We start from the raw sequence: 20,361 nt of genomic DNA, 5'->3' as shown, positions 1-20,361 counted from the left end.
GCGCCCCTCGGCCCTCGGGCCACCCCGCCCGGCGCACACGGGTGAGCCCTGATCCCAGAGCCCTGCCGCCCCCCATTCCCGCCTGCTCGACGTCGCTTCCGCCGCGCGCACGTCCGCGCCCGCTCCCGGGGAGAGTCATGACCGTCACACCGCTGGCCGCCCACCCGACCGACCGTCACGCGCCCGCCTTCCGGGGCCGGATCGGCAGGGACGCGCGCAGCGGCCACTACGCCGTTCCGGGCCGCTACCGCCTCCATCTGTCGACCGCCTGTCCCAACGGTCTGCGCATCGCCGTCACCCACAGTCTGCTCGGCCTCGGCACCGTCTGTCCGGCGACCTACCTGCCCGCCGTGCCCGACTGCCCAGGAGGCGGCCACTCGGCCCTGCGCCCGCTGTACGACGCCAGCGCCCACCGCTATCCCGGCCCGGCCACCGCGCCGGTGCTCAGCGACGACTGGTCCGGACGGATCGTGAGCACGTACGCCCCGGACATCATGCGCGACCTCGCCCGCCGCTTCGCCACCGGCGGTCCGACCCTCCACCCGTGCGGGGCGGAGTCGGAGATCGAGGCCGTGGAGCGGATGTGCGCGGACGGGATCGAGGAGGCGGCGCAGCGGGCGGGGTCGGCCGGCCAGGAGCCGGCGGAATGTGAGAGCGCGCTGACCACGCTGCTGGACAACCTCGGCGCCCTCGACCGCTGGCTGGTCGGCCGCGCCTACCTGATCCGCGACGAAGTCACCGCCGCCGACGTCGAGTTGTGGGCCGCCCTGGTCCAGCTCGACACCGTGCACCGCAACCATCTGGACGCCGCCGCCGTCCAGCGCATCGCCGACCATCCCACCCTTTGGGCCTACGCCCGCCGGCTCGCCGCCCACCCGGCCTTCGGCAGGCACCTCGACCTCGACGGCATCGAACGCCGCCACCACGCCCACTGCCAGGGCCTGGAGGCCGCCGGAGCGGCCGTCCAGATCCTCGACTGGGCGGCCCACGCCACCCGTTAGCCGTTCCATCAGGTGGACCGGCGTTGACATACGTTCGAGCCATTGTCTTGACTACTGCCCAGAACGGTCATGAGCGTCAGCGACAAGCCCTGGCTTGCTGACCGGCAACCCTCGCACCGCGGTGGGGTGCCCCAGGTGACGACCGGACCGGATGACGTTTCGGTAAGCGCGAGGCCCACAGGGCCGGAACAGTGACGGTGACGCCATGTACGCAGCTCCCAGGACGGCCACGCGCCGCCCGCAGGGCTGCGTACGGCCGTACCCGAACCCTCTCGTCGCCGATCGCGCCGTCGATCTGCTCCGCGTGAACAGCGCACTGTGTACCGCACCGGGCCGTGCCCGCTGTCGAGGCTGACCCTCCGCCTCCGCAGCCCCCGCGTTCCTGACGAACACCGCGCCCGCGGTGTGCCGTCGTCCGCCCAGCCCCCGGTGCCCGAGCGTCCCGTACTGCCGAAGTAGTACGCGTGTTCGCCGTGCCCCAGGGGACACCCGACTCCGCCGGAGCCCCCTCATGAGTGAACTCCCAGGTGCCGCAGTGTCCGTCACCGAGGCACCGCCCCAGCCCGACACCCCGTCAAAGCCCTTGGCAGCGCAGCGAGTTCTGCCGCTGAGGCGACCGGGCCGCTGGATCGCCAGCGCCGTCGTCCTGGTCCTGATGGCCCAGTTCGTCCACGGCCTGGTGACCAACCCGTTCTACCAGTGGGACCGGTTCGGCTACTGGTTCCTGCGGCCGACCGTCCTCGACGGGCTTGTGATCACCCTGGAAGTCACCGCCTACAGCGCGGTCCTCGGCCTCCTCGGCGGCATTCTGCTCGCCCTGGCCCGGCTCTCGAAGAGCCCGGTGCTGCGGGCGGTGAGCTGGACCTATGTGTGGGCTCTGCGCTCCATTCCCCTGATCGTCCTTCTGCTGTTCCTCTACAACTTCAGCGCCCTGTACAAGACGCTGAGCGTCGGCGTCCCCTTCGGGCCGGCCTTCTTCTCCTTCGACGAGTCTCGGCTCGCCACCGACATGGTCATCGCGGTGATCGGCCTCAGCCTCAATGAGGCCGCCTACGCCGCGGAGGTCGTCCGTGGCGGCATCCTCTCCGTCGACCAGGGCCAGCACGAAGCGGCCTCGGCACTCGGGCTGCCCAAGGGCTACCAGTTCCGGAAGATCGTCTTCCCGCAGGCATTGCGCTCGATCACCCCCAACTACGTCAACCAGCTCATCGGCCTCGTCAAGAGCACCTCGCTGGTCTTCTACGTCTCGCTGCTCGACCTGTTCGGCACCGTGCAGTCCATGGGCTCCACCTACCCCGGCGACATCGTGCCGCTGCTCCTGGTCGCCACCGTCTGGTACCTGATCCTCACCAGCGCGGTGTCCGTCGTTCAGTTCTATGTCGAGCGGTACTACGCCCGGGGCGCCACCCGCTCCCTGCCGCCGACCCCGCTCCAGAAACTGCGCGCCGGTCTCACCGACCTGCGGGCCCGCATGCGCAGGGAGGCCGCCGTATGACCGCCGCGACAGCCGTCGAGGTGCACGGTGTGCACAAGTGGTACGGCGCCCACCGGGTCCTGGACGGTGTCGACCTGACCGTGCGCCCCGGCGAGGTCACCGTCATCCTCGGCCCGTCGGGGTCCGGGAAGTCCACGCTCCTCAGGGTCATCAACCACCTGGAGAAGCCGGAGATCGGCCACGTCAGCGTCAACGGCGAACCGATCGGTGTCCGCCGGCAGGGCGACCGGCTGAAGGAGCTCAGCGAACGCGCCATCCTGACCCAGCGCAGCCGCATCGGGTTCGTCTTCCAGAACTTCAACCTCTTCCCGCACCTGACCGTCCTCGACAACGTGGCCGCCGCCCCGGTGGCGACCGGGAAGCTCACCAGGACGGAGGCCAAGGAGCTCGCCCGTGAACTCCTCGGCCGGGTCGGCCTGGCCGACAGGACCGGTGCCTACCCACGGCAGTTGTCGGGTGGCCAGCAGCAGCGCGTGGCCATCGCCCGCGCCCTCGCCCTGCGCCCGGGCGTCATCCTCTTCGACGAGCCGACCTCCGCCCTCGACCCCGAGCTCGTCGGTGAAGTACTGGCCGTCATCAAGGACTTGGCGACCAGCGGCACCACGCTCGTCATCGTCACCCACGAGATCGGCTTCGCCCGCGAGATCGCCGACCGGGTCGTCTTCATCGACGGCGGACGCATCGTCGAGCAGGGCCCGCCCTCCGAGGTCCTCGACCGGCCGCGGCACGAGCGGACCCGGGACTTCCTGAGCAAGGTCCTCTGAACCCCCTAACTCCCCACCCCTGTTTCTCCCGACTCCCAAGGACAGCCATGCCCGTTCACCCCTCCCGACGCAGCCTGATCCGCGGCATCACCGCGGCGACCGCCGTCGCCGGCCTCGCCGGCGGGCTCGCGGCCTGCGGCGGTGACAGCGACGCCGCCACCAGGACGACCGACAGCGCCGGCACGGTCACCGTGGGCCGGTTGTCCAACGGCGCCGCCAAGGAGACCGCGCTCAAAGTCGCCGAGGTGAAGTCCATCAGCGCCGAACTGCCCGCCGCCGTCAAGAAGAGCGGCAAGCTCGTCATCGGCTCCGGCACGCTCCCCTCCGGCTCCCCGCCGCTGGGCTTCGTGGGCAGCGACCAGAAGACACTCACCGGCTCCGAGACCGACCTGGCCCGCCTGGTCGCCGCCGTCCTCGGTCTGCAACCCGAGGTCAAGCGGTTCACGTGGGAGAACCTCTTCGTCGGTATCGACAGCGGCAAGGTGAACGTCGGCTTCTCCAACATCACCGACACCGAGGAGCGCAAGCAGAAGTACGAGTTCGCCTCCTACCGCAAGGACGACCTCGCCTTCGAGACGCTCAAGACCTCGAAGTGGACCTTCGACGGCGACTACGAGGCCCTCGCGGGCAAGACCGTCTCGGTCGGCGCCGGCACCAACCAGGAGCGGATCCTGCTGGAGTGGCAGGCCAAGCTGAAGAAGGAGGGCAAGAAGCTCACCATCAAGTACTTCCAGGACAGCCCGAGCATCTACCTGGCCCTCGCCAGCGGCAAGATCGACGCCTACCTGGGCCCCAGCCCCAACTCCTCCTACCACGTCACCCAGACCGCGAGCACGCCCAACGCGACCCGCATCGCGGGCCAGTACTCCGGTGCCGGCGAATCGCTCCAGGGCCTGATCGCCGCGACCGCCAAGAAGGGCAGCGGCCTCGCCAAGCCCCTCGCCGACGCGATCAACTACCTGATCGACAACGGCCAGTACGCCAAGTGGCTCGCCGCGTGGAACCTCTCCCACGACGCTGTCTCCAAGGCGGAGGTCAACCCGCCCGGTCTGCCGCTCGACAACTCCTGACCCGTCCTCGGCGAACCCGGTAGGAAAGGACTCCGCCTCCGTGGCCCAGCAGACCGACATCCGCGCAGGCGGAGCCTCCTCGAGACCCCGCGCGCACGACACCTCCGTCCTCGACAACGCCGTGTGGGCCGCCCTCGACGGCCCGCACGCCCACCTCGCCGAACGCGTCGGCCGCGCCGCCCGCTACCCGGCGGACGTCTACGCCTTCGCCGCCCTCGCCGATCCGGGCGACCCCGCCGCGTGGGCCGACCTGCTCACGCTCGTCGGCCCCGGAACCACCGTACGGATCAAGCCCGTTGACACGGTCCCGGACGGCTGGGAGGTCGTCGGTGGGGGAGTAGGCGTCCAGCTCGTCGACACCGCGCTGCGCGCCGAACCGGCCCCCGAGTCGGTACGGCTGGGTCCCGACGACGTGCCCGAGATCCTGGACCTGGTCGCCCGCACCAAGCCGGGCCCCTTCCTCAAGCGGACCATCGAACTCGGCACCTACCTTGGAATCCGTGACCGGGGACAGTTGATCGCCCTGGCCGGCGAGCGGCCCCGCCCGCCCGGCTGGACCGAGATCAGCGCGGTCTGCACCGACCCCGCGTACCGGGGCCGGGGCCTGGCCACCCGGCTGGTCCGCGCGGTCGCCGCCGGCATCCGGGAGCGCGGCGACACCCCGTTCCTGCACGCGGCCGCGGACAACACCACCGCGATCCGGCTCTACGAGTCGATCGGGTTCACCCTGCGCCGCCGTTCGCCCGTCCTCCTGGTCCGCAGTCCGGGAACATCCCGCGAGGCCACGGCGTTGTGGCCGATGACGAGATCCGCCGGGCGCCGTGGTGCGTCCAGAAGCAGGAGGTGACGGGCGTGATCAGCACACTCCGCTCCGCCCACCTCCACTCCCGGCCTCACATCGATCTCCTGCGCGTGTCCACCGCGCTCTGTTGTTCCTGACCCGTCAGCCGCCCCAGCCGCCGTGCCCTGCCATCCGCGGGCCGGCGCTCCCGTACGGATCCCCAGGAAGGCACCCACCTGTGTCCCCCTCGTCTTCGTCACCCTCCTTGCTGCATCTCGCCGTCGCTCTGGACGGCACCGGCTGGCACCCCGCCTCCTGGCGCGAGCCGGTGGCCCGGCCCCGCGAGCTGTTCACCGCCGGATACTGGGCCGACCTGGTCGTCGAGGCCGAGCGCGGCCTGCTCGACTTCGTCACCATCGAGGACGGCCTCGGCCCGCAGTCCTCCCACTTCCTCGACCCCGACGAGCGCACCGACCAGGTCCGCGGCCGGCTCGACGCCGTGCTGATCGCCTCGCGGATCGCGCCGCTCACCCGGCACGTAGGCCTGGTCCCGACCGCGGTGGTCACCCACACGGAGCCGTTCCACCTCTCCAAGGCCATCGCGACCCTCGACTACGTCAGCACCGGCCGGGCAGGCCTGCGCGTCCAGATCACCGCGCGCCCGGGCGAGGCAGCGCACTTCGGCCGCCGTACGATCCCCCCGATCGAGGGATACGACAGCCCGGTGGTGACCGACCTCTTCGACGAGGCCGCCGACTACGTGGAGGCCGTGCGCCGGCTCTGGGACAGCTGGGAGGACGACGCCGAGATCCGCGACGCCGCCACCGGCCGCTTCATCGACCGGGACAAGCTGCACTACATCGACTTCGAGGGAAAGCACTTCAGCGTCAAGGGCCCCTCCATCACGCCCCGACCGCCGCAGGGTCAACCGCTCGTCACCGCCCTCGGGCACCAGACCGTCCCCTACCGGCTCATCGCCCGCCAGGCCGACGTCGGCTATGTCACCCCGCACGACACCGGCCAGGCCCGCGCGATCGTCGCCGAGATCCGCGCCGAGCAGGAGACCGCCGGACGGAGCGACGAACTCCTCCATGTCTTCGGTGACTTGGTCGTCTTCCTCGACGACGACCCCGCCGAGGCCGCCGCCCGCCGGGACCGTCTCGACACGCTCGCGGGAGAGCCGTACCAGAGCGACGCCCGCATCTTCACCGGCACACCCTCCCAACTCGCGGACCTCCTCGGGGAGTTCCAGGCAACCGGCCTCACCGGCTTCCGGCTGCGGCCCGCCGTCCTCGGCCACGATCTCCCGGCGATCACCCGCGGTCTGGTCCCCGAACTCCAGCGCAGGGGCGCCTTCCGCACCGACTACGAGGCCGACAGCCTGCGTGGCCTGCTGGGCCTCGACCGCCCCGCCAACCGCTACGCCGCCGCCTGAGCCTTTGAGCCTTTGAGCCGGAAGGACCGCACATCATGAGCAAGCCGCTGAAGCAGATCCACCTGGCCGCGCATTTCCCGGGCGTCAACAACACCACCGTGTGGAGCGACCCCGAGGCCGGCAGCCATATCGAGTTCAGCTCCTTCGCGCACTTCGCGAAGACCGCCGAACGCGCCAAGTTCGACTTCCTGTTCCTCGCCGAGGGCCTGCGTCTGCGGGAACAGGGCGGGAAGATCTACGACTTGGACGTCGTCGGCCGCCCCGACACCTTCACCGTCCTCGCCGCGCTGGCCGCCGTCACCGAGCACCTCGGCCTGACCGGCACCATCAACTCCACGTTCAACGAGCCCTACGAGGTGGCCCGCCAGTTCGCCAGCCTCGACCACCTCTCCGGCGGCCGCTCCGCGTGGAACGTCGTCACCTCCTGGGACGCCTTCACCGGCGAGAACTTCCGCCGCGGCGGCTTCCTGCCCCAGGAGGAGCGCTACTCCCGCGCCAGGGAGTTCCTCGCCACCACCCAGGAGCTCTTCGACTCCTGGCACGGCGACGAGATCCTCGCCGACCAGGAGTCGGGCGTGTTCCTGCGGGACGCGAAGGCCGGCTCCTTCGTGCACACCGGTCAGCACTTCGACATCCACGGCCAGTTCAACGTCCCCCGCTCCCCGCAGGGCCGCCCGGTCATCTTCCAGGCCGGCGACTCCGAGGAGGGCCGCGAGTTCGCAGCCTCCTCCGCCGACGCGATCTTCAGCCGGTACGCCACCCTCAAGGAGGGCCAGGCCTTCTACACCGACGTCAAGAACCGCCTCGCCAAGTACGGCCGCCGTCACGACCAGTTGCTGATTCTGCCCGCCGCCTCCTTCGCCCTCGCGGACACCGACGCCGAGGCCGAGGAACTGGCGCGGACCGTCCGACGCCAGCAGGTCAGCGGCGCCACCGCGCTGAAGCACCTGGAGTTCGTCTGGAACCGGGACCTGTCGTCGTACGACCCCGAAGGACCGCTCCCCGACATCGACCCGGATGTCAGCGACAACCACATCTCCAAGGGGCGTGCGCAGGTCCGCATGTACCGGGACCCGCTGGCCACCGCCCGCGAATGGCGCGAACTGGCCGCCGCCAACAACTGGTCCATCCGCGACCTGGTCATCAACACCGGCAACCGGCAGAACTTCGTCGGCTCGCCGGAGACGATCGCCCGCACGATCAACGAGTTTGTGCAGGCCGACGCGAGCGACGGCTTCATCCTCGTCCCGCACATCACCCCGACCGGCCTCGACGCCTTCGCCGACAAGGTCGTCCCGCTCCTCCAGGAACAGGGCGTCTTCCGCACCGAGTACGAGGGTCCGACCCTCCGCCACCACCTCGGCCTCGCCCACCCGGACGACGTCCAGGACGAGCAGCGGGTCGCGTCGTGAAGCGAGGTCACTCCTCCCAGTCGAGCTGATGCCCGGGCGTCCCCACCGACCGCCCGTACGCCACCGCTTCGGCGCGGCCCGCCTCGTCGCCGCGCCGATAGCGGAAGACCTTCCCCGCGAAGACGACCACGCGCTCGTCCCCAGCGATGAAATCGGCGTACCAGCCGAGCTCCGGCTCCAACACCTCGGCGAGCGCCTCCGCCAGGGCACCGACGTCCTCGCCGTCGGTCTCCCACTCCACGAGGGTCCACACCGGCGGTTGCGCGTCGCTCGCCCCGCCGATCTCGACCCTGCTGACCTTCCGCAACCGCAGTCCGCGCGGCTCGAACACCGCGCCGGGCCGAAGGCTCTCGCCGATGACGTATCCGGTGATCATGTGCTGTCTCCCTGCTGATCGGGGGCTTCGCGGATGACGCTACGGCCGTATGGCTGACACCCTTTGTCAGTGATACGGCCGTCAGTGATACGGCCGTCAGTCATACGTCGACGAGGTGATCGCCCGATGCGTGCGGACCGGCTGCTGTCCCTCCTGCTCTGCCTCCAGTCCCGTGGGCAGATGACGGCCCGTCACCTCGCGGCGGAGCTGGAGGTCTCGGTCCGTACCGTCTACCGGGACCTGGAGGCGCTGAGCGCGGCGGGCGTACCGGTGGTGGCGAGCGGCGGCCCCGGCGGCGGCTGCCGTCTCATGGAGGGCTGGCGCAGTCCGTTGCTCGGTATCAGCGCGGAGGAGGCGACGGCCCTGCTGGCGGTGGCGTCCGGGGGCGGCCCGCTGGAACGGATCGCGCTGGGCGACGCGCTGGCCCAGGCGCGCCTGAAACTGCTGTCCGCCCTGCCGGCGGCGGGCCGCGAGCAGGTGAGCCTGACGGCGAGCCGCTTCCACATCGACACCCAGGCCTGGTTCAGGCCACCGGAACCGGTCGCGCACCTCGCCGTGCTGGTCGATGCCGTACGACGGGACAGGCGGCTGCGTCTGCGGCACGGGCAGCGCGATGCCCGGTCCGACGTGGACCCGCTGGGTCTGGTCGCGAAGGCGGGCGTCTGGTACCTCGTCGTGCGGTCCGACCGGGGCATCCGCGCGCACCGGGCGTCGAGAATCGTGGAGGCGGAACTCCTGCCCGAGACCTTCGCCCGCCCCGCCGACTTCGACCTGCCGGCCCATTGGGCGCGCTGGACGGCCGAGTTCGAGGCGAGCCTGGACCAACTCCCGGTCACGGTAAGCCTGTCTGCGGCAGGGCTCGCCGCACTGCCGCAGGTACTCGGCGACACGGAGTCGGCGGCACGGGCGATCCCCGATCCCGGGGAACCCGGCCGGTACCGCCTCATCCTCCACTTCGACGACCGGCGCACCGCCTGCCGCCGTCTGCTCGGCTTCGGTCCCGACGCCGAGGTCCTCGAGCCGGCCGACGTCCGCAGGGAGTTGGCGGAGACCGCGCGCCGCACGGCCGCCCGTTACCCGGACGCGTCCGACGCCATGCCATGATCGACGCCATGGCCGTCCGAATCGACCTCGCCGAGGTCAGCGACCTCCACCAGGTCCTGGCGGACCACGCCCGCTACTGGGGCGAGCGCGACCTGCGCGCGCTCCATCTCACGGCGCTGGTGCGGGAGTTCGGCGCCACCTGTCTGGTCGCACGGGCCGAGGACGGCATCCGCGGCTACCTCTTCGGGTTCGTCACCCCCGACCACACCGGCTACGTCCATCTGATCGCCACCCGCGACGACACCCGCGGCACCGGCCTCGGCCGTACCCTCTACGAGGCGTTCACCGAGGCCGCCCGCGGGCAGGGAGCGGTCCGCCTCAAGGCGATCACCTCGGTCACCAACGAGGGCTCGATCGCCTTCCACCGCAGCCTCGGCTTCGACGACCGGGTGGTGGAGGACTACGACGGCCCCGGCCGCCCCCGTGTCGTCTTCACCCGGGACCTGCGGTGAGGATCGCCTCGAGCAGCGGGCCCAGCGAGTCCTCGGGCTCCTGTCCCGCGGTGTCGACCACGAGGCGGTCCCGATGCCACGGCTCGTACTCCCGGTCGACGATCTGCTGCCAGGTGGGCAGCGGCAGGTCGGGGATGTCCACCGCGCGCGAGTCCACGCGGCGCCGGTGCTCGTCCGGATCGGAGCAGACGACCTCCACCTCGACCACGGGCACCCCGGCCCGCGTCGCGGCGCCGCACCAGGCATCGCGCGTGATCGCCAGCGGGTTGACGGACTCCGCGATCACCGTGAGCCCCTGCCGCAGCTGTTCCTCGGCGAGGGCGTACCCCACGACATAGCCCACCGGCCCCACGGGATGCCGGGCCAGTCCGGACCGGACGACCGCCTGCTCGATGGTGTCGACCCGCAGATGGACCGCGCCCGTCCGGGAGGCCAGGAGCCGCGCGAGGGTGGTCTTGCCGGTGGCGGGCAGGCCGCCGATGACGATCAGCATGCCCCCACTGTTTCACCCGGAACTCCCGCTGAACGCCGGTGGCCGGCGCACGTCTCCCTCCCCCGAAGGTGACGTGCGCCGGCCATTCCCCCGGCGCCGGACAGCGGTCCAGCCTCGCCCGTGCGGCCCGTCTGTGCTGTCACCAGCACATGACCGCGGTTTCCCCCGAACCCCACGCGGAGTACAGGCGCACACGGACGAAGTAGCGGCGGCCCTTCACGAGACGGGCCCTGATCGTGGCGTTGCGCGGAGTGCCTCCGTCGTCCCGGCCGGTGAGATAGCGGGGTTCCCCGTCCCGCTCCTCGAAGACCACGACGACGGTGTCGCTGTCGCCGAAGGTGCCCACGGTGTACTCGCGGGTCTCCGGCGGTTCCACGGTGAAGTCGGCCTGCTCACCCGGTCCGAGCCCGAGCGGCGCGGACCGGAAGGGCACCAGCGCCGGCGGCCGGACCTGCTCGGTCGGCGGATACCAGCGCAGGACGTACTCCTTGTCGGCGGCCGACAGGGTGCCGGGCGGGTCGAGGCCCGCACGGAACTGCTCCGGCTCCAGGATCAGCCCCGCCTCGAAGGCGTACTCCATGATCGACTGCGGGTCCCAGACGGAGCCGTTCACCTCGTCCGGGTCGAGCTTGCGCAGGATGTTGAAGAACGTCCGGTCCCGGCTCCAGAAGTTCGGCGGGCCCGCCAGATCGGCGTAGACGGCCTCGTCGTCCCAGTGGATCCCGGCGAACGGACTCTGGTGCTCGTGCAGCATGCCGAGCGCGTGCCCGATCTCGTGCAGGGCCGTCCCGCGCTCCCCGGGCGCGGTCAGGTCCCAGCCGAAGTTCATGGTGCGTTCGTTCACGCCGACCTGGAGCGCGTCCTTGCCCACGGTCGACCAGGAGCCGTCGCCGAGCTGGAACCCGATGCGCAGTTCGGCCTCCGAGCGGTCGCCGACCTCGGTGACCGTGACGCCGATCCCGAGGTCCTGCCACTCCTGGAAGCACTCGCGCACCACATCCCGCTGCTCCTTGGCGCCGACCCACGACACCCGACGGGACTGCCCCGTCCCCGGAACCGGAATGACCGACCCGTCGGTGTCGCCGTCGAAGAAGCAGTAGTGCAGGACCGTGCTGTTGACCCACATCCGGCTGCCGCCGATGAGCGCGCTCAGCCGCTCGGCGGCCAGCCCCGGGGCGAACGCCGGAGCCGACTGCTGCGCGAGTGAGCAGTAGCGTGCGGTCATGGGGTTCAGCGTGCCGTGCGGCGTCCCGGGACGCCTGAGTCGGGGGCTACTCAAGTCCCCCTGTATCAGGACTGAGTAGCGGTGCTCTTGCTTCCGTGATGACTTACGCACGGGACGCGAAGACCCTGGAGCTGCCCTGGCCGTTCACCGGGCGGGAGGACGAACTCGAGCTGGTCCGCAGGTCCGTCGCCGGGGGGCGGCACGGCATCGTGGTCACCGGTCCCGCGGGCCGGGGCAAGACCCGGCTCGTCACGGAGGCCGTGCACGGCACCGACTGTGCCAGGGTGGCCGGCACGCCCGAGACCCGCGGGCTCCCGTTCGCCGCCTTCGCACACCTCGTTCCGGAGACCGCGTCCCTGCACCGCGCGGTCCACCTTCTGTCAGGCGTACGGCTGTTGCTCGTCGACGACGCCCATCTGCTGGACGACGCCTCGGCGGCCCTGATCCACCAGCTCGCCGTGCACGGCCGCACCCGTCTCCTGGTCGTCGCCACGGAGGGCGCCCGCACGCCGGGCGCGATCTCCCGCCTGTGGACCGGAGAGCTCCTGCCGCGCCTCGCCCTGGAGCCGTTGCCCCGCGAGGAGACCGCGCAACTGCTCACGTCCGGCGCCGGCGGCCTCGAAGCCCTCACCGTCAACCGGCTGTACCGCATGTGCCGGGGCGACCTGCGACTGCTGCGCGAGCTGGTGGACGCGGTGCGCGAGCAGGGGTTGCTGGAGAGGGCCCCGGACTCGACCGAATGGGAGTGGCGCGGCCCGGTGCCGGTCACCGCGACCGTGCGCGAGCGCACCGCGCACCTCCTCGACCGCACGGGTCCCGGCGAGCGCGAGACCCTGGACCGCCTGGCCTTCGGCGAGCCGCTCCCCGTGGACGCCGGCACCCTCGACCTGGACGCCCTGGAACGCCTGGAGACCGACGGTCTGGTCCACGTCGACGAGCAGGGCACCGCCCGTCTCGTCCACCCGCTCCACGCCCCGGTGCTGCGAGCCGCCGCCGGACGCCTGAAGACGCTGCGCCTGGCCCGGACTCCGGCCGACCGCGCGGCGGCCCTGGAGACCGAGACGGCCGCGCTGGCCCGGGCGATCGGCGAGAGGGACGTACGGGCCGTCTCCGCGCCGGTGGGGGAGTGGCTCCGGGACGAGGGCGTGGGCGTACCGGCCCGGCACGCCGCGGTACGGGCACGGTTCGCACGCCTGCGGGGGGAACTGCGGGAGGCCGCGGCCTGGGCGAGGGAGGGACTGCGGGCCGCTGCCGATGACCCGGCCTGCCGTCTCGAACTCGCCCTGGCCGCGGCACAGTCGGGCCACCCGGAGCTCGCGGCACCTGCGGCCGCCTCGGGCGCCGACCGATCCCCTGAGCTGCCCTCGACCTGGTCCGACCACGACGGTCCCGCCGTCGTCCCGGCCGGGTCCCCGGCACCGGAATCCGCCGATTCCCGGTACCGACCCGCTGACAGCGGACTCACTGGCTCCGTCGAGCCGCCTGCGCCTGTCGTCGGCTTGGGCTCCGTCGAGCCGCCTGCGCCTGTCGTCGGCTCCGGTTCGGTCCGGTCGTCCGCGCCCGTGGTCGGCTTGGGCTCCGTCCAGTCGCCTGTGCCTGTTGTCGACTCCGGTTCGGTCCGGTCGTCCGCGCCCGTGGTCGGCTTGGGCTCCGTCCAGTCGCCTGCGCCTGTCATCGGCTCGGGCCCCGTCCAGCCGCCCGCGCCCGTCGTCGACTCCGGCTCCCTCCAACCTCCCGCGGCCCTCGGCGACTCCAGCACCCCCCGACTCACCGCCACCCCAACCGGGTCAAGCGGCGCAGCCGACTCGCGGGAGGTCGCGGGGGGTTCGGCGGTCACCTGGTGGGCCGCCGCCCGCGGTGATCTCGGCGCGGCGCTCGGCACAGCAGGCGAGGATCCGTACGACGCCGTCCGGCTCGGCGCGCCCGAGCGGGCCGTCGGCCGGCTGACCGGTGTCTTCGCCGAACACGCCGAGGCGCTCGCCCACGACGACGGTCCTGCCCTCGACCGGGCGGCACAGGCGCTGGAGGAGCGCGGTTTCCTGCTCTTCGCCGCCGAGGCGTACGCCCAGGCCGTACGAGCGCACCGCGACCCCAGTGCCGCCCGCACCTCACGCACCCGGGCCGTCGCCCTGGCCCGGCGCTGCCAGGGCGCCCGCACCCCGGCCCTGTCCGGCCTGGTCCTCGGTGAACTCACCGCCCGTCAGCGGCAGATCGTCACCCTCGCGGCCGCCGGCCTGAGCAACCGCCAGATCGCGGAGAAGCTCACCCTGTCGATCCGCACGGTCGGCAACCACCTCTACGGCGCGTACGCCCGCCTCGGTGCGAGCGACCGCGACGCGCTGCCGTGCCTGGTCGAGCTGCCGGAGGCACAGCCGGCCTGAGCCGCACCCCGGACCGGGGCGGTCTGACCCCCAGTATTCGGGGGAGGGGTCAGGCCGCCCCACACCTCACGCACCCCTGGGGCATCACGCCGCCCCGAACGCCGAGAACGCCCACCCCGTCGCCTGATGCACCGAGTCGCCCGGCAGCGAGGCCCGCGCGTCGCGCAACGCCTCCGCCATCGACGCCCCCGCACCGAGCCCCTTGTGCAGCGTGAGCATCAACGGCACCACCGCCTCGTCGTTGACCGGCGCACTGCACGCCACCACTCCCGCCGTGCCCAGCGGCAGCAGCGCGGTGACCAGTCCGAGCAGCTCGTCCGCGCCCACCGAGGCGAACCGGGCGGTGTCGCAGCAGGACAGGATGATCCGGTACGGGCTGCGCTCCAGGCGCTCGAAGTCGTGCACGATGAGCGGCCCGTCGGCCATCCCCAACGACGAGAACAGCGGGCTGTCCGCCCGGAACGTGCCGTGCGCGGCGATATGCGCCAGCGCCGCCCCGTCCAGTTCCTTCAACACCCGCGGCACGCGCGCGTCGTCGTATTCCAGGACGGTCGCGGAGCCGTGGCGCCCGGCCAGTTCGGGCACCTCGGCGCCGCCGGTCGCGAGGCCCGGCCCGCGAACGAGCACCTGACGCCCGCCCGGGGGCGGCACGGTCTCCCTGGCCCGCAGCCAGCTGCTCGCCGACGGCGACACGCTGAACACCCGTTCCCGCAGCGAGGGCAGCAGCGCCCACGGCACCCGGTGCAGCCGCCCCGGCGGCACCACCACGACCGGTCCGGAGCCGAGCTGCGCCGCGGCCGGCCCGAGCAGCAGCTCCTCCAGCCGTCGCCCGGCCGCCGCCACCACCGCAAGCCGCGCCTCCGCTCCCGGATGGGCCAGCCGCCTGAGCCCCGCCTGGACGTGCTCCGCCTCGCGCTCCGCGTCGGCGAGCAACCCGCCCTCGAACCGCCGTACCCGCCCCTGCGCGCACAGCAGCACCTGAACCCGCCCGTCGAGCACGGCCAGTTCGACCAGCCGTACGTCGTCACCGAGCCGTTCCAGCAACCTGCGCGGGTCGAACCGGTAGCCGTCACCGGGCGCGTCTCCCCGCATGTGCAGGGTCCGGGAGCGGATCTCCCGTTCCAGGCGCCGCTGTTCACGCTCCAGCGTCGGCACCGGCCGGCCCTCCATCCGGGCCGCCTCCGCCCGGGCCGCGATCTCCCGGAACGCGGTCAGGCCACTGAGCAGTTCGGGATCGGCCGGCGGGCGGGTCGGCGGCGCGGACAACACCGTGGCCCGCCAGCGCTCGCTCCACACCAGCAGCCGCCGCGGCCCGCCCGAGGCGAGCGAGGCCCGCGCGGCGAGCCCGGCCAGCTCAGCGCCCTGAGCGGTGGCCCGCGCCCGGAGTTCGGAGGCGCCGAGCGTCGTACGGTGGGCGTCGAGCACGTCCAGACCCCGGCGACAGGCCTCGAGCACCCGCCGGTCGGAGCCCACGGCCCGCGCCCACAGCGCCTGCGCCGCCCACCCCGTCATCCGCGCCAGCGGCGGCCCGCTGCGCCGGCTGCGGGCCGCCACCTCCAGATGCCGCTGGGCGTCCTCCCGCCACCCCAGGCCGATCGCGATCCGGCCCGCGAGCAGCGAGGCCTCCGGAGCGGCCGGCGCGCCGAAGGAGGCCAGCCGGTCGGCGACCGCGGCCGCGTCCGCGACCAGCCGGCCCGAGCCGCGCCCGGCGGCGACCCGCGCCTCGATCAACACCAGCCGCGCATGCGTCTCCCACCAGGTGCGCCGCTGCCCCGCGAACAGTCGTACGGCCATGTCGGCGCGCGCGATCGCGGTGTGGGCGTCACCCGCGAGCCGGGCCGCCCGCGCCGCGGCGAGCAGCAGTTCCGCCTTGCGGGTGGACTGTCCGCCGATCCCGTCCAGCACCCCGATCGCCGCGTCCGCCTCCGCTAGCGCCTCCGGGGCGAGTCCCGCCGCCATCAGGACCTCGCAGCGCCTGATGTTGAGCATGAACATCGGCGTGCCGAGCTTGGCGTACCGCTCCTGCGCCTCGTCGAGCAGCCGCAGCGCGGCGGGTATGTTCCCCGACCGGTACGCGGCAAGGCCCCGGCTCTCCACCGCGTCGGCCTTGTCGTGCTCCTGGCCCGTGGTGTCCCACAGCGCCTCCGCCGCCGTGAAGTCGGCGTCCGCCCGCTCCACCGCCCCGAGCGCCAGATGCACGGTGGCCCGCAGGGTCAGCGCCCGCGCCGTCCAGATCACGTCGTCGGCCTGCCGCAGCACCGGAACCGCCCGCCGTACGTCCTCCAGCGCCGCCCGGTGATGCCCGAGGACCCAGGACGCGTAGGCACGCCGGAACAGCACACGCGCGCGCGTGTGCCCGCTGCCGACCTCGACCCCCCGCTCCAGCGCCGCCAGACCCTGCCGGGTCCGGCCCGCGTGGACCAGCGCCACTCCGAGCGCGGCCAGCACGTCCGCCTCCCGGTCGGTCGACTCCGCGCGCGCCGCGAGATCGCGGGCCCGGCGCAGATGGTCCAGGGCGATCCGCAGGTCGCCCCAGTCCCGCTGCCAGATACCGATCACCTGATGGGCGACGGAGGCGTGCAGCGGTGAGGGATCCGAGCCGAGTACTTCCTCTGCCCTCGCCAGCGCCTGGTTGGGCGCGGCGAACACCATCGGCAGCAATTCGAGAACCGAGTCGCTTCCCGCTGTCACTCCATGGATGGTAGTGGCCCAGGTGGCAGGCCACACCGGTTTGGCGCTGTATCAATCACCGGCCCCGCGGCTCTGACTGACGACCGCCGCCTCAGTGGGAGGAAACGCCATGGCACCTCAGCGATTCCACGAGCAGTTCGACCAGATCCAGCGCTCCATGCCCGACGTCCCGCTGGCACTGGGACCCGACGACGCCTCGGAGTTCATCTACGAGAAGGGTGTGGTCCTCGCCCGGGACGGCCGCGACGCGGCGCTCGTCGAGGAGGCCGTCCGCACCCACTTCACCGAGGCGACCGGTCTGACCGGCGACCATGTGCGCCGGGACAGCCCCGAGACCAACCGCTCGGGCATCACCCGGATCAAGGTCGGCGACCCGGGCCACGGCGACCGGCGCGGCGACCGTGCCGTCACCCACGCCCTGCGCGCCATGAGCGAACGTGAGGGACGCGCCGGACACCGGCTGGTCAGCCGCAACCACGTGGTGTCGATCGCGGTCAACTCCTGCCCCGGCGACGAGCCCGTGCCCGCCGCGCTCAGCCAGGGCACCAACCCGGCCCCCGCGGAAGCCGGTCACGACCCCGACACCGCCGTCGGCGTCCTCGTCGTCGACAACGGCCTCACCCACGACCACGGCCTCGTCCCGCTGCTCGCCCATGTCGAGGGCGACCTGCACGGCACCGAGACCGACGGGGCCGGCAACCTCCTCCAGTACGTCGGCCACGGCACCTTCATCGCGGGCGTTCTCGCGGCCGTCGCGCCCAACACCGACATCACCGTCCGCAGCACCCTCAACGACGCGGGCGCCATCCTGGAGTCCGAGCTCGGCGAGAAGCTCTTCGAGGCCGTCGCCGACGGCTGGCCCGACCTCATCAGCCTCTCCGCGGGCACCTCCAACGGCCGCAGCGACGGACTGCTCGGCATGGACGCCTTCATGCAGGAACTGCGCGCCCACGGCACCCTGTTGGTCGCCGCGGCCGGCAACAACGCCAGCGCCAGCCCCTTCTGGCCCGCCGCCTACGCCGACCTGCCCGAGTACCAGGACGTCGTCCTGTCGGTCGGCGCGCTGCGCGGCGACGGCGAGTTCGGCGCCTGCTTCAGCAACCACGGCCCCTGGGTGAAGGTCTACGCCCCCGGCGAGCGCCTCACCAGCGCCCTCACCGGCTTCGACGCGCCCGTGCCGTACCTCTACCAGCACTCCACGTACGAGGCCTGCAGGTTCGGCTTCACCTACCTGTGCACCTGCCAGTCCCCTTCTCACGTCGGCGTGTTGAGTGAGGACGGCACGACGGCCAAGTCGGACCAGGTGATGTTCGAGGGATACGCGCACTGGAGCGGCACCTCCTTCGCGACCCCGGTCGTGGCAGGCCTGGTCGCCGCCCACATGACCGCGAACAAGGAGACCGACCCGCGCGCCGCCCGGCAGCAACTGCTTGCCACGAACACGCAGTTCGCCGAAGTGCGCGGGGCGCACGTACCGGCGCTGAGGCCGGCCGGCTGGCGCCCGGTGCCGGTCGTGCAGCGCCCTGTCGGCGCATGACGGCCGGAGTGGTCCCTTCCACGGCGTACGATGACTTGCCGTACACGAGGGGTGGGACCGTGGACCGAGCAGATGTCGGTGCGCTGGTCCAGTCCGCCGTCGACGGTGACGCGGCGGCCTGGAAAGCGCTCGTGGAAGGGCTGAGCCCACTGGTGTGGTCCGTCGTGCGCGCGCACCGGCTCTCCGACGCCGACGCGCACGAGGTCTACCAGACCGTGTGGTTCCGCTTCGCCCAGCACCTCGGGCGGATCCGCGAACCCGACAAGGCCAAGTCCTGGCTGGCGAGCACCGCGCGCCACGAGTGCCTGAAGGTGCTCAAGAGCTTAAGGCGGCTGACCGTCACGGACGATCCGCAGCTCCTGGACCGGATCAGCGAGGACCGTACGCCCGAGCAGTCGTTCATCGACTCCGAGGAGGCCGCCGCCCAGAGCGAGCGCGTCCGGTACCTGTGGCAGGAGTTCGAGGAACTCGGCGAGCGCTGCCGGCAGTTGCTGCGCATCCTGATGGCCTCGCCGAAGCCCGGCTACCAGGAGGTGTCCGCCGCCCTGGGGATCGCGGTGGGCAGCATCGGACCACTGCGCCAGCGCTGCCTGAGGCGGTTGCGGGCGCGGCTCGAGGCCCGGGGGGCGGTATGAGCGACATGAACGACATGAACGACGATCGGGACGATCAGGACGCAGCCTTCGACGAAGAGGCGTCGCCGGACGAGGAGTTCGCCCTCGACCTGCTGGAGGAGGAGCTCCGGCAGGCAACGGCCATCCTGGACCCCGTACCGCCCGCCCTGCGGCAGATCGCCGTCGAGGCCTTCGCGCTGCACGACCTGGACAGCCGGATCGCCGAACTCTCCTTCGACTCGGTGGTGGACGCCCTTCCGGTGAGGGGAGCGACGGGGGCGCCGCGGATGCTGACCTTCCACGCGGGCGAGGTGACAGTCGACGTCGAACTCACCCCGCAGGGCCTCATGGGGCAGGTGCTGCCGCCCCAGTCGGCCCGGATCGAGGTGCTCAGCGGTCCGCAGGCGGGCTCGCCGCTCACGACCGACGACATGGGGCGCTTCCTCTACGAGCCGTCGCCGGCCGGTCCCTTCGCCCTGCGGCTGCGGACCGGCGAAGGAGTGATCGTCACCGACTGGATCACCGTCTGAACCAGGCGTCAGGAGACTCCAGAGCATCCACGAGAGCGGCGAGTGCCTGCGCGAGCCGGTGGAGCCCCGGCCCGGGGGGTCCACCCGGTTCCGTCATGTACGTGTCCCGCCGGATCTCCACCATCAGGGCGCTCACCCGGGGCTCGCGACCGTAGAACTCCAGCGGCACGTACGTCCCACCGAACGGACTGTCCAGCCCGACCTCCCCGAACGCCTCCCGCGCCGCGGCGAGCAGCTCGGGCGGGGTGTGGAAGGGATCGGTACCGAGGCAGACGGGCGGCCGTGGCCCGTCGCCGTGCAGCTCGTAGGGCAGCGGCGCGCTGGGATAGGAGTGCACGTCGATGACGACGGCCCGCCCGGTGACGGCCAGCCGCTCGGCCACGGCGTCGGTCATCGCCCGGGCGTACGGCCGGAAGTAGCGCGAGAGGAGCGGCTCGGGGTCGGTGTCCGCGGGCCGCAGCTCCTTCCCGTGCGTGGTCCGCGTGTACACGGCCCCCATCCCCACGGCAAGCATCTCCTCCCGCCCGTCCGGGAACCGCTCGGGGTCGACGACCAGCCGCGAGAGCCGGTTCACGAACCGCCACGGCGTTGTCCGGACCAGTCCGGCCGCCATCTCGGCGAGCTCAGCCGTGTGCGCGTCGACGATGTGATCGAGCTCCCGCTCCAGCGCGACGTCGTCCAGCACGATCCCGGCCCGCACGTCGGCCGGTATCTCCCGCCCCGAGTGCGGCACATGGAGGATCACCGGCGACCGCTCGGCACCGGGCAACAGGTCGAAAGAGGTCATACGGCTGCTCCCGGGGCGTTGTCGGTGGAGTGGTGCACCATCTCAGCAGAGATCCTGCTGCGGCTGTGCGAGCGGATCGCGGCGGACCGGCCCGCCGACCTGGCCGGTTCGGGGCCGACGCCTACGGCTTCGCGGGCGCCGACGTCGAGGAGCTCATCGCGACCCGGGACTGGTGAGCGCGAGAGATCCTCGCCGCAGACCCGCGGCCTCTCC

The 20,361-nt window shown here is 72.3% G+C and carries 19 protein-coding genes and 1 riboswitch; of the genes, 14 read left to right on the top strand and 5 right to left on the bottom strand.

Features of this window, described 5'->3' with window-relative positions:
- The first annotated feature begins 137 nt into the window (after positions 1 to 137).
- The 8 genes from ACIBJB_RS14490 (at position 138) to ACIBJB_RS14455 (ending at position 7,958) form a co-directional block, all read left to right on the top strand.
- Positions 138 to 1,001, top strand: a complete 864-nt coding sequence (locus tag ACIBJB_RS14490; protein WP_398930227.1) for a glutathione S-transferase family protein — start codon at positions 138 to 140, stop codon at positions 999 to 1,001.
- Positions 1,002 to 1,066: 65 nt separating this feature from the next.
- A riboswitch (SAM riboswitch) is annotated at positions 1,067 to 1,176 on the top strand.
- Between the two features lie 336 nt (positions 1,177 to 1,512).
- Positions 1,513 to 2,496: an amino acid ABC transporter permease gene (locus tag ACIBJB_RS14485; protein WP_398930225.1), complete on the top strand. Its 984-nt coding sequence runs from the start codon at positions 1,513 to 1,515 to the stop codon at positions 2,494 to 2,496.
- Positions 2,493 to 3,260, top strand: coding sequence for an amino acid ABC transporter ATP-binding protein (locus tag ACIBJB_RS14480; RefSeq protein WP_398930223.1), 768 nt, complete (start codon positions 2,493 to 2,495; stop codon positions 3,258 to 3,260). Before ACIBJB_RS14485 ends, ACIBJB_RS14480 begins: the two co-directional genes overlap by 4 nt.
- 47 nt (positions 3,261 to 3,307) lie before the next feature.
- Positions 3,308 to 4,330 (top strand): transporter substrate-binding domain-containing protein, encoded by a 1,023-nt coding sequence (locus ACIBJB_RS14475; protein WP_398930221.1) that lies wholly within the window; start codon positions 3,308 to 3,310, stop codon positions 4,328 to 4,330.
- A 40-nt stretch (positions 4,331 to 4,370) separates the two neighbouring features.
- Entirely contained in the window at positions 4,371 to 5,177 is an 807-nt protein-coding gene (locus tag ACIBJB_RS14470; RefSeq protein ID WP_398930219.1) for a GNAT family N-acetyltransferase, read from the top strand.
- Positions 5,123 to 5,269 (top strand): putative leader peptide, encoded by a 147-nt coding sequence (locus tag ACIBJB_RS14465; protein WP_398930217.1) that lies wholly within the window; start codon positions 5,123 to 5,125, stop codon positions 5,267 to 5,269. The genes ACIBJB_RS14470 and ACIBJB_RS14465 overlap by 55 nt, the downstream gene beginning before the upstream one ends.
- An 80-nt stretch (positions 5,270 to 5,349) precedes the next feature.
- Positions 5,350 to 6,546 carry an LLM class flavin-dependent oxidoreductase gene (locus tag ACIBJB_RS14460; RefSeq protein ID WP_398930215.1) on the top strand — a complete coding sequence of 399 codons (1,197 nt, stop codon included), beginning with the start codon at positions 5,350 to 5,352 and terminating at the stop codon, positions 6,544 to 6,546.
- 35 nt (positions 6,547 to 6,581) lie between these two features.
- Complete coding sequence (locus ACIBJB_RS14455; protein WP_398930213.1) at positions 6,582 to 7,958, top strand: NtaA/DmoA family FMN-dependent monooxygenase; 1,377 nt, start codon at positions 6,582 to 6,584, stop codon at positions 7,956 to 7,958.
- Positions 7,959 to 7,965: 7 nt separating this feature from the next.
- On the opposite strand, the gene ACIBJB_RS14450 is transcribed toward ACIBJB_RS14455, so the two are convergent.
- Entirely contained in the window at positions 7,966 to 8,334 is a 369-nt protein-coding gene (locus ACIBJB_RS14450) for a hypothetical protein (protein ID WP_398930211.1), read from the bottom strand.
- 126 nt (positions 8,335 to 8,460) lie between these two features.
- Between ACIBJB_RS14450 and ACIBJB_RS14445 the strand changes: the two genes are divergently transcribed.
- Both ACIBJB_RS14445 and ACIBJB_RS14440 read left to right on the top strand, forming a co-directional pair.
- The gene (locus tag ACIBJB_RS14445) at positions 8,461 to 9,438 is read left to right on the top strand and encodes a helix-turn-helix transcriptional regulator (RefSeq protein ID WP_398930209.1); all 978 of its coding nucleotides are present in this window, start codon (positions 8,461 to 8,463) and stop codon (positions 9,436 to 9,438) included.
- 8 nt (positions 9,439 to 9,446) lie between these two features.
- The gene (locus tag ACIBJB_RS14440; RefSeq protein WP_398930207.1) at positions 9,447 to 9,890 is read left to right on the top strand and encodes a GNAT family N-acetyltransferase; all 444 of its coding nucleotides are present in this window, start codon (positions 9,447 to 9,449) and stop codon (positions 9,888 to 9,890) included.
- On the opposite strand, the gene ACIBJB_RS14435 is transcribed toward ACIBJB_RS14440, so the two are convergent.
- Both ACIBJB_RS14435 and ACIBJB_RS14430 read right to left on the bottom strand, forming a co-directional pair.
- Positions 9,871 to 10,383, bottom strand: coding sequence for an AAA family ATPase (locus tag ACIBJB_RS14435; RefSeq protein ID WP_398930205.1), 513 nt, complete (start codon positions 10,381 to 10,383; stop codon positions 9,871 to 9,873). The two genes, ACIBJB_RS14440 and ACIBJB_RS14435, sit on opposite strands and share 20 nt — an antisense overlap.
- Positions 10,384 to 10,522: 139 nt before the next feature.
- Positions 10,523 to 11,608: a M12 family metallopeptidase gene (locus ACIBJB_RS14430; protein WP_398930203.1), complete on the bottom strand. Its 1,086-nt coding sequence runs from the start codon at positions 11,606 to 11,608 to the stop codon at positions 10,523 to 10,525.
- A 98-nt stretch (positions 11,609 to 11,706) separates the two neighbouring features.
- Here ACIBJB_RS14430 and ACIBJB_RS14425 point away from each other — a divergent pair, with 98 nt between their 5' ends.
- Complete coding sequence (locus ACIBJB_RS14425) at positions 11,707 to 13,989, top strand: LuxR C-terminal-related transcriptional regulator (RefSeq protein ID WP_398930201.1); 2,283 nt, start codon at positions 11,707 to 11,709, stop codon at positions 13,987 to 13,989.
- A gap of 84 nt (positions 13,990 to 14,073) precedes the next feature.
- On the opposite strand, the gene ACIBJB_RS14420 is transcribed toward ACIBJB_RS14425, so the two are convergent.
- Positions 14,074 to 16,641, bottom strand: coding sequence for a CHAT domain-containing protein (locus tag ACIBJB_RS14420; protein ID WP_398930992.1), 2,568 nt, complete (start codon positions 16,639 to 16,641; stop codon positions 14,074 to 14,076).
- A 148-nt stretch (positions 16,642 to 16,789) separates the two neighbouring features.
- On the opposite strand from ACIBJB_RS14420, the gene ACIBJB_RS14415 reads away from it, so the two are divergent.
- The 3 genes from ACIBJB_RS14415 to ACIBJB_RS14405 are packed head-to-tail and all read left to right on the top strand — an operon-like array spanning position 16,790 to position 19,361.
- On the top strand, positions 16,790 to 18,217 hold the full coding sequence (locus tag ACIBJB_RS14415) for a S8/S53 family peptidase (protein WP_398930199.1): 1,428 nt from the start codon (positions 16,790 to 16,792) through the stop codon (positions 18,215 to 18,217).
- 59 nt (positions 18,218 to 18,276) lie between these two features.
- Positions 18,277 to 18,852: an RNA polymerase sigma factor gene (locus ACIBJB_RS14410; RefSeq protein ID WP_057617915.1), complete on the top strand. Its 576-nt coding sequence runs from the start codon at positions 18,277 to 18,279 to the stop codon at positions 18,850 to 18,852.
- A complete protein-coding gene (locus ACIBJB_RS14405; protein ID WP_398930196.1) occupies positions 18,849 to 19,361 on the top strand; it encodes a hypothetical protein in 513 nt (170 codons plus the stop codon). The genes ACIBJB_RS14410 and ACIBJB_RS14405 overlap by 4 nt, the downstream gene beginning before the upstream one ends.
- On the opposite strand, the gene ACIBJB_RS14400 is transcribed toward ACIBJB_RS14405, so the two are convergent.
- Entirely contained in the window at positions 19,351 to 20,148 is a 798-nt protein-coding gene (locus tag ACIBJB_RS14400) for an N-formylglutamate amidohydrolase (protein WP_398930194.1), read from the bottom strand. The genes ACIBJB_RS14405 and ACIBJB_RS14400 overlap by 11 nt on opposite strands.
- Positions 20,149 to 20,361: the final 213 nt, after the last annotated feature.

The sequence above is a fragment of the Streptomyces sp. NPDC050759 genome (assembly GCF_044456945.1).
Lineage (GTDB): Bacteria > Actinomycetota > Actinomycetes > Streptomycetales > Streptomycetaceae > Streptomyces.
This window is presented reverse-complemented; position numbering and strand designations above follow the sequence as displayed.

Coding starts and splice junctions, on each gene's coding strand:
- ACIBJB_RS14430 (WP_398930203.1), bottom strand. CDS start 11,608: ATGACCGCACGCTACTGCTCACTCGCGCAGCAGTCGGCTCCGGCGTTC.
- ACIBJB_RS14405 (WP_398930196.1), top strand. CDS start 18,849: ATGAGCGACATGAACGACATGAACGACGATCGGGACGATCAGGACGCA.
- ACIBJB_RS14415 (WP_398930199.1), top strand. CDS start 16,790: ATGGCACCTCAGCGATTCCACGAGCAGTTCGACCAGATCCAGCGCTCC.
- ACIBJB_RS14490 (WP_398930227.1), top strand. CDS start 138: ATGACCGTCACACCGCTGGCCGCCCACCCGACCGACCGTCACGCGCCC.
- ACIBJB_RS14475 (WP_398930221.1), top strand. CDS start 3,308: ATGCCCGTTCACCCCTCCCGACGCAGCCTGATCCGCGGCATCACCGCG.
- ACIBJB_RS14420 (WP_398930992.1), bottom strand. CDS start 16,641: ATGGTGTTCGCCGCGCCCAACCAGGCGCTGGCGAGGGCAGAGGAAGTA.
- ACIBJB_RS14455 (WP_398930213.1), top strand. CDS start 6,582: ATGAGCAAGCCGCTGAAGCAGATCCACCTGGCCGCGCATTTCCCGGGC.
- ACIBJB_RS14445 (WP_398930209.1), top strand. CDS start 8,461: ATGCGTGCGGACCGGCTGCTGTCCCTCCTGCTCTGCCTCCAGTCCCGT.
- ACIBJB_RS14450 (WP_398930211.1), bottom strand. CDS start 8,334: ATGATCACCGGATACGTCATCGGCGAGAGCCTTCGGCCCGGCGCGGTG.
- ACIBJB_RS14435 (WP_398930205.1), bottom strand. CDS start 10,383: ATGCTGATCGTCATCGGCGGCCTGCCCGCCACCGGCAAGACCACCCTC.
- ACIBJB_RS14425 (WP_398930201.1), top strand. CDS start 11,707: ATGACTTACGCACGGGACGCGAAGACCCTGGAGCTGCCCTGGCCGTTC.
- ACIBJB_RS14480 (WP_398930223.1), top strand. CDS start 2,493: ATGACCGCCGCGACAGCCGTCGAGGTGCACGGTGTGCACAAGTGGTAC.
- ACIBJB_RS14485 (WP_398930225.1), top strand. CDS start 1,513: ATGAGTGAACTCCCAGGTGCCGCAGTGTCCGTCACCGAGGCACCGCCC.
- ACIBJB_RS14440 (WP_398930207.1), top strand. CDS start 9,447: ATGGCCGTCCGAATCGACCTCGCCGAGGTCAGCGACCTCCACCAGGTC.
- ACIBJB_RS14400 (WP_398930194.1), bottom strand. CDS start 20,148: ATGACCTCTTTCGACCTGTTGCCCGGTGCCGAGCGGTCGCCGGTGATC.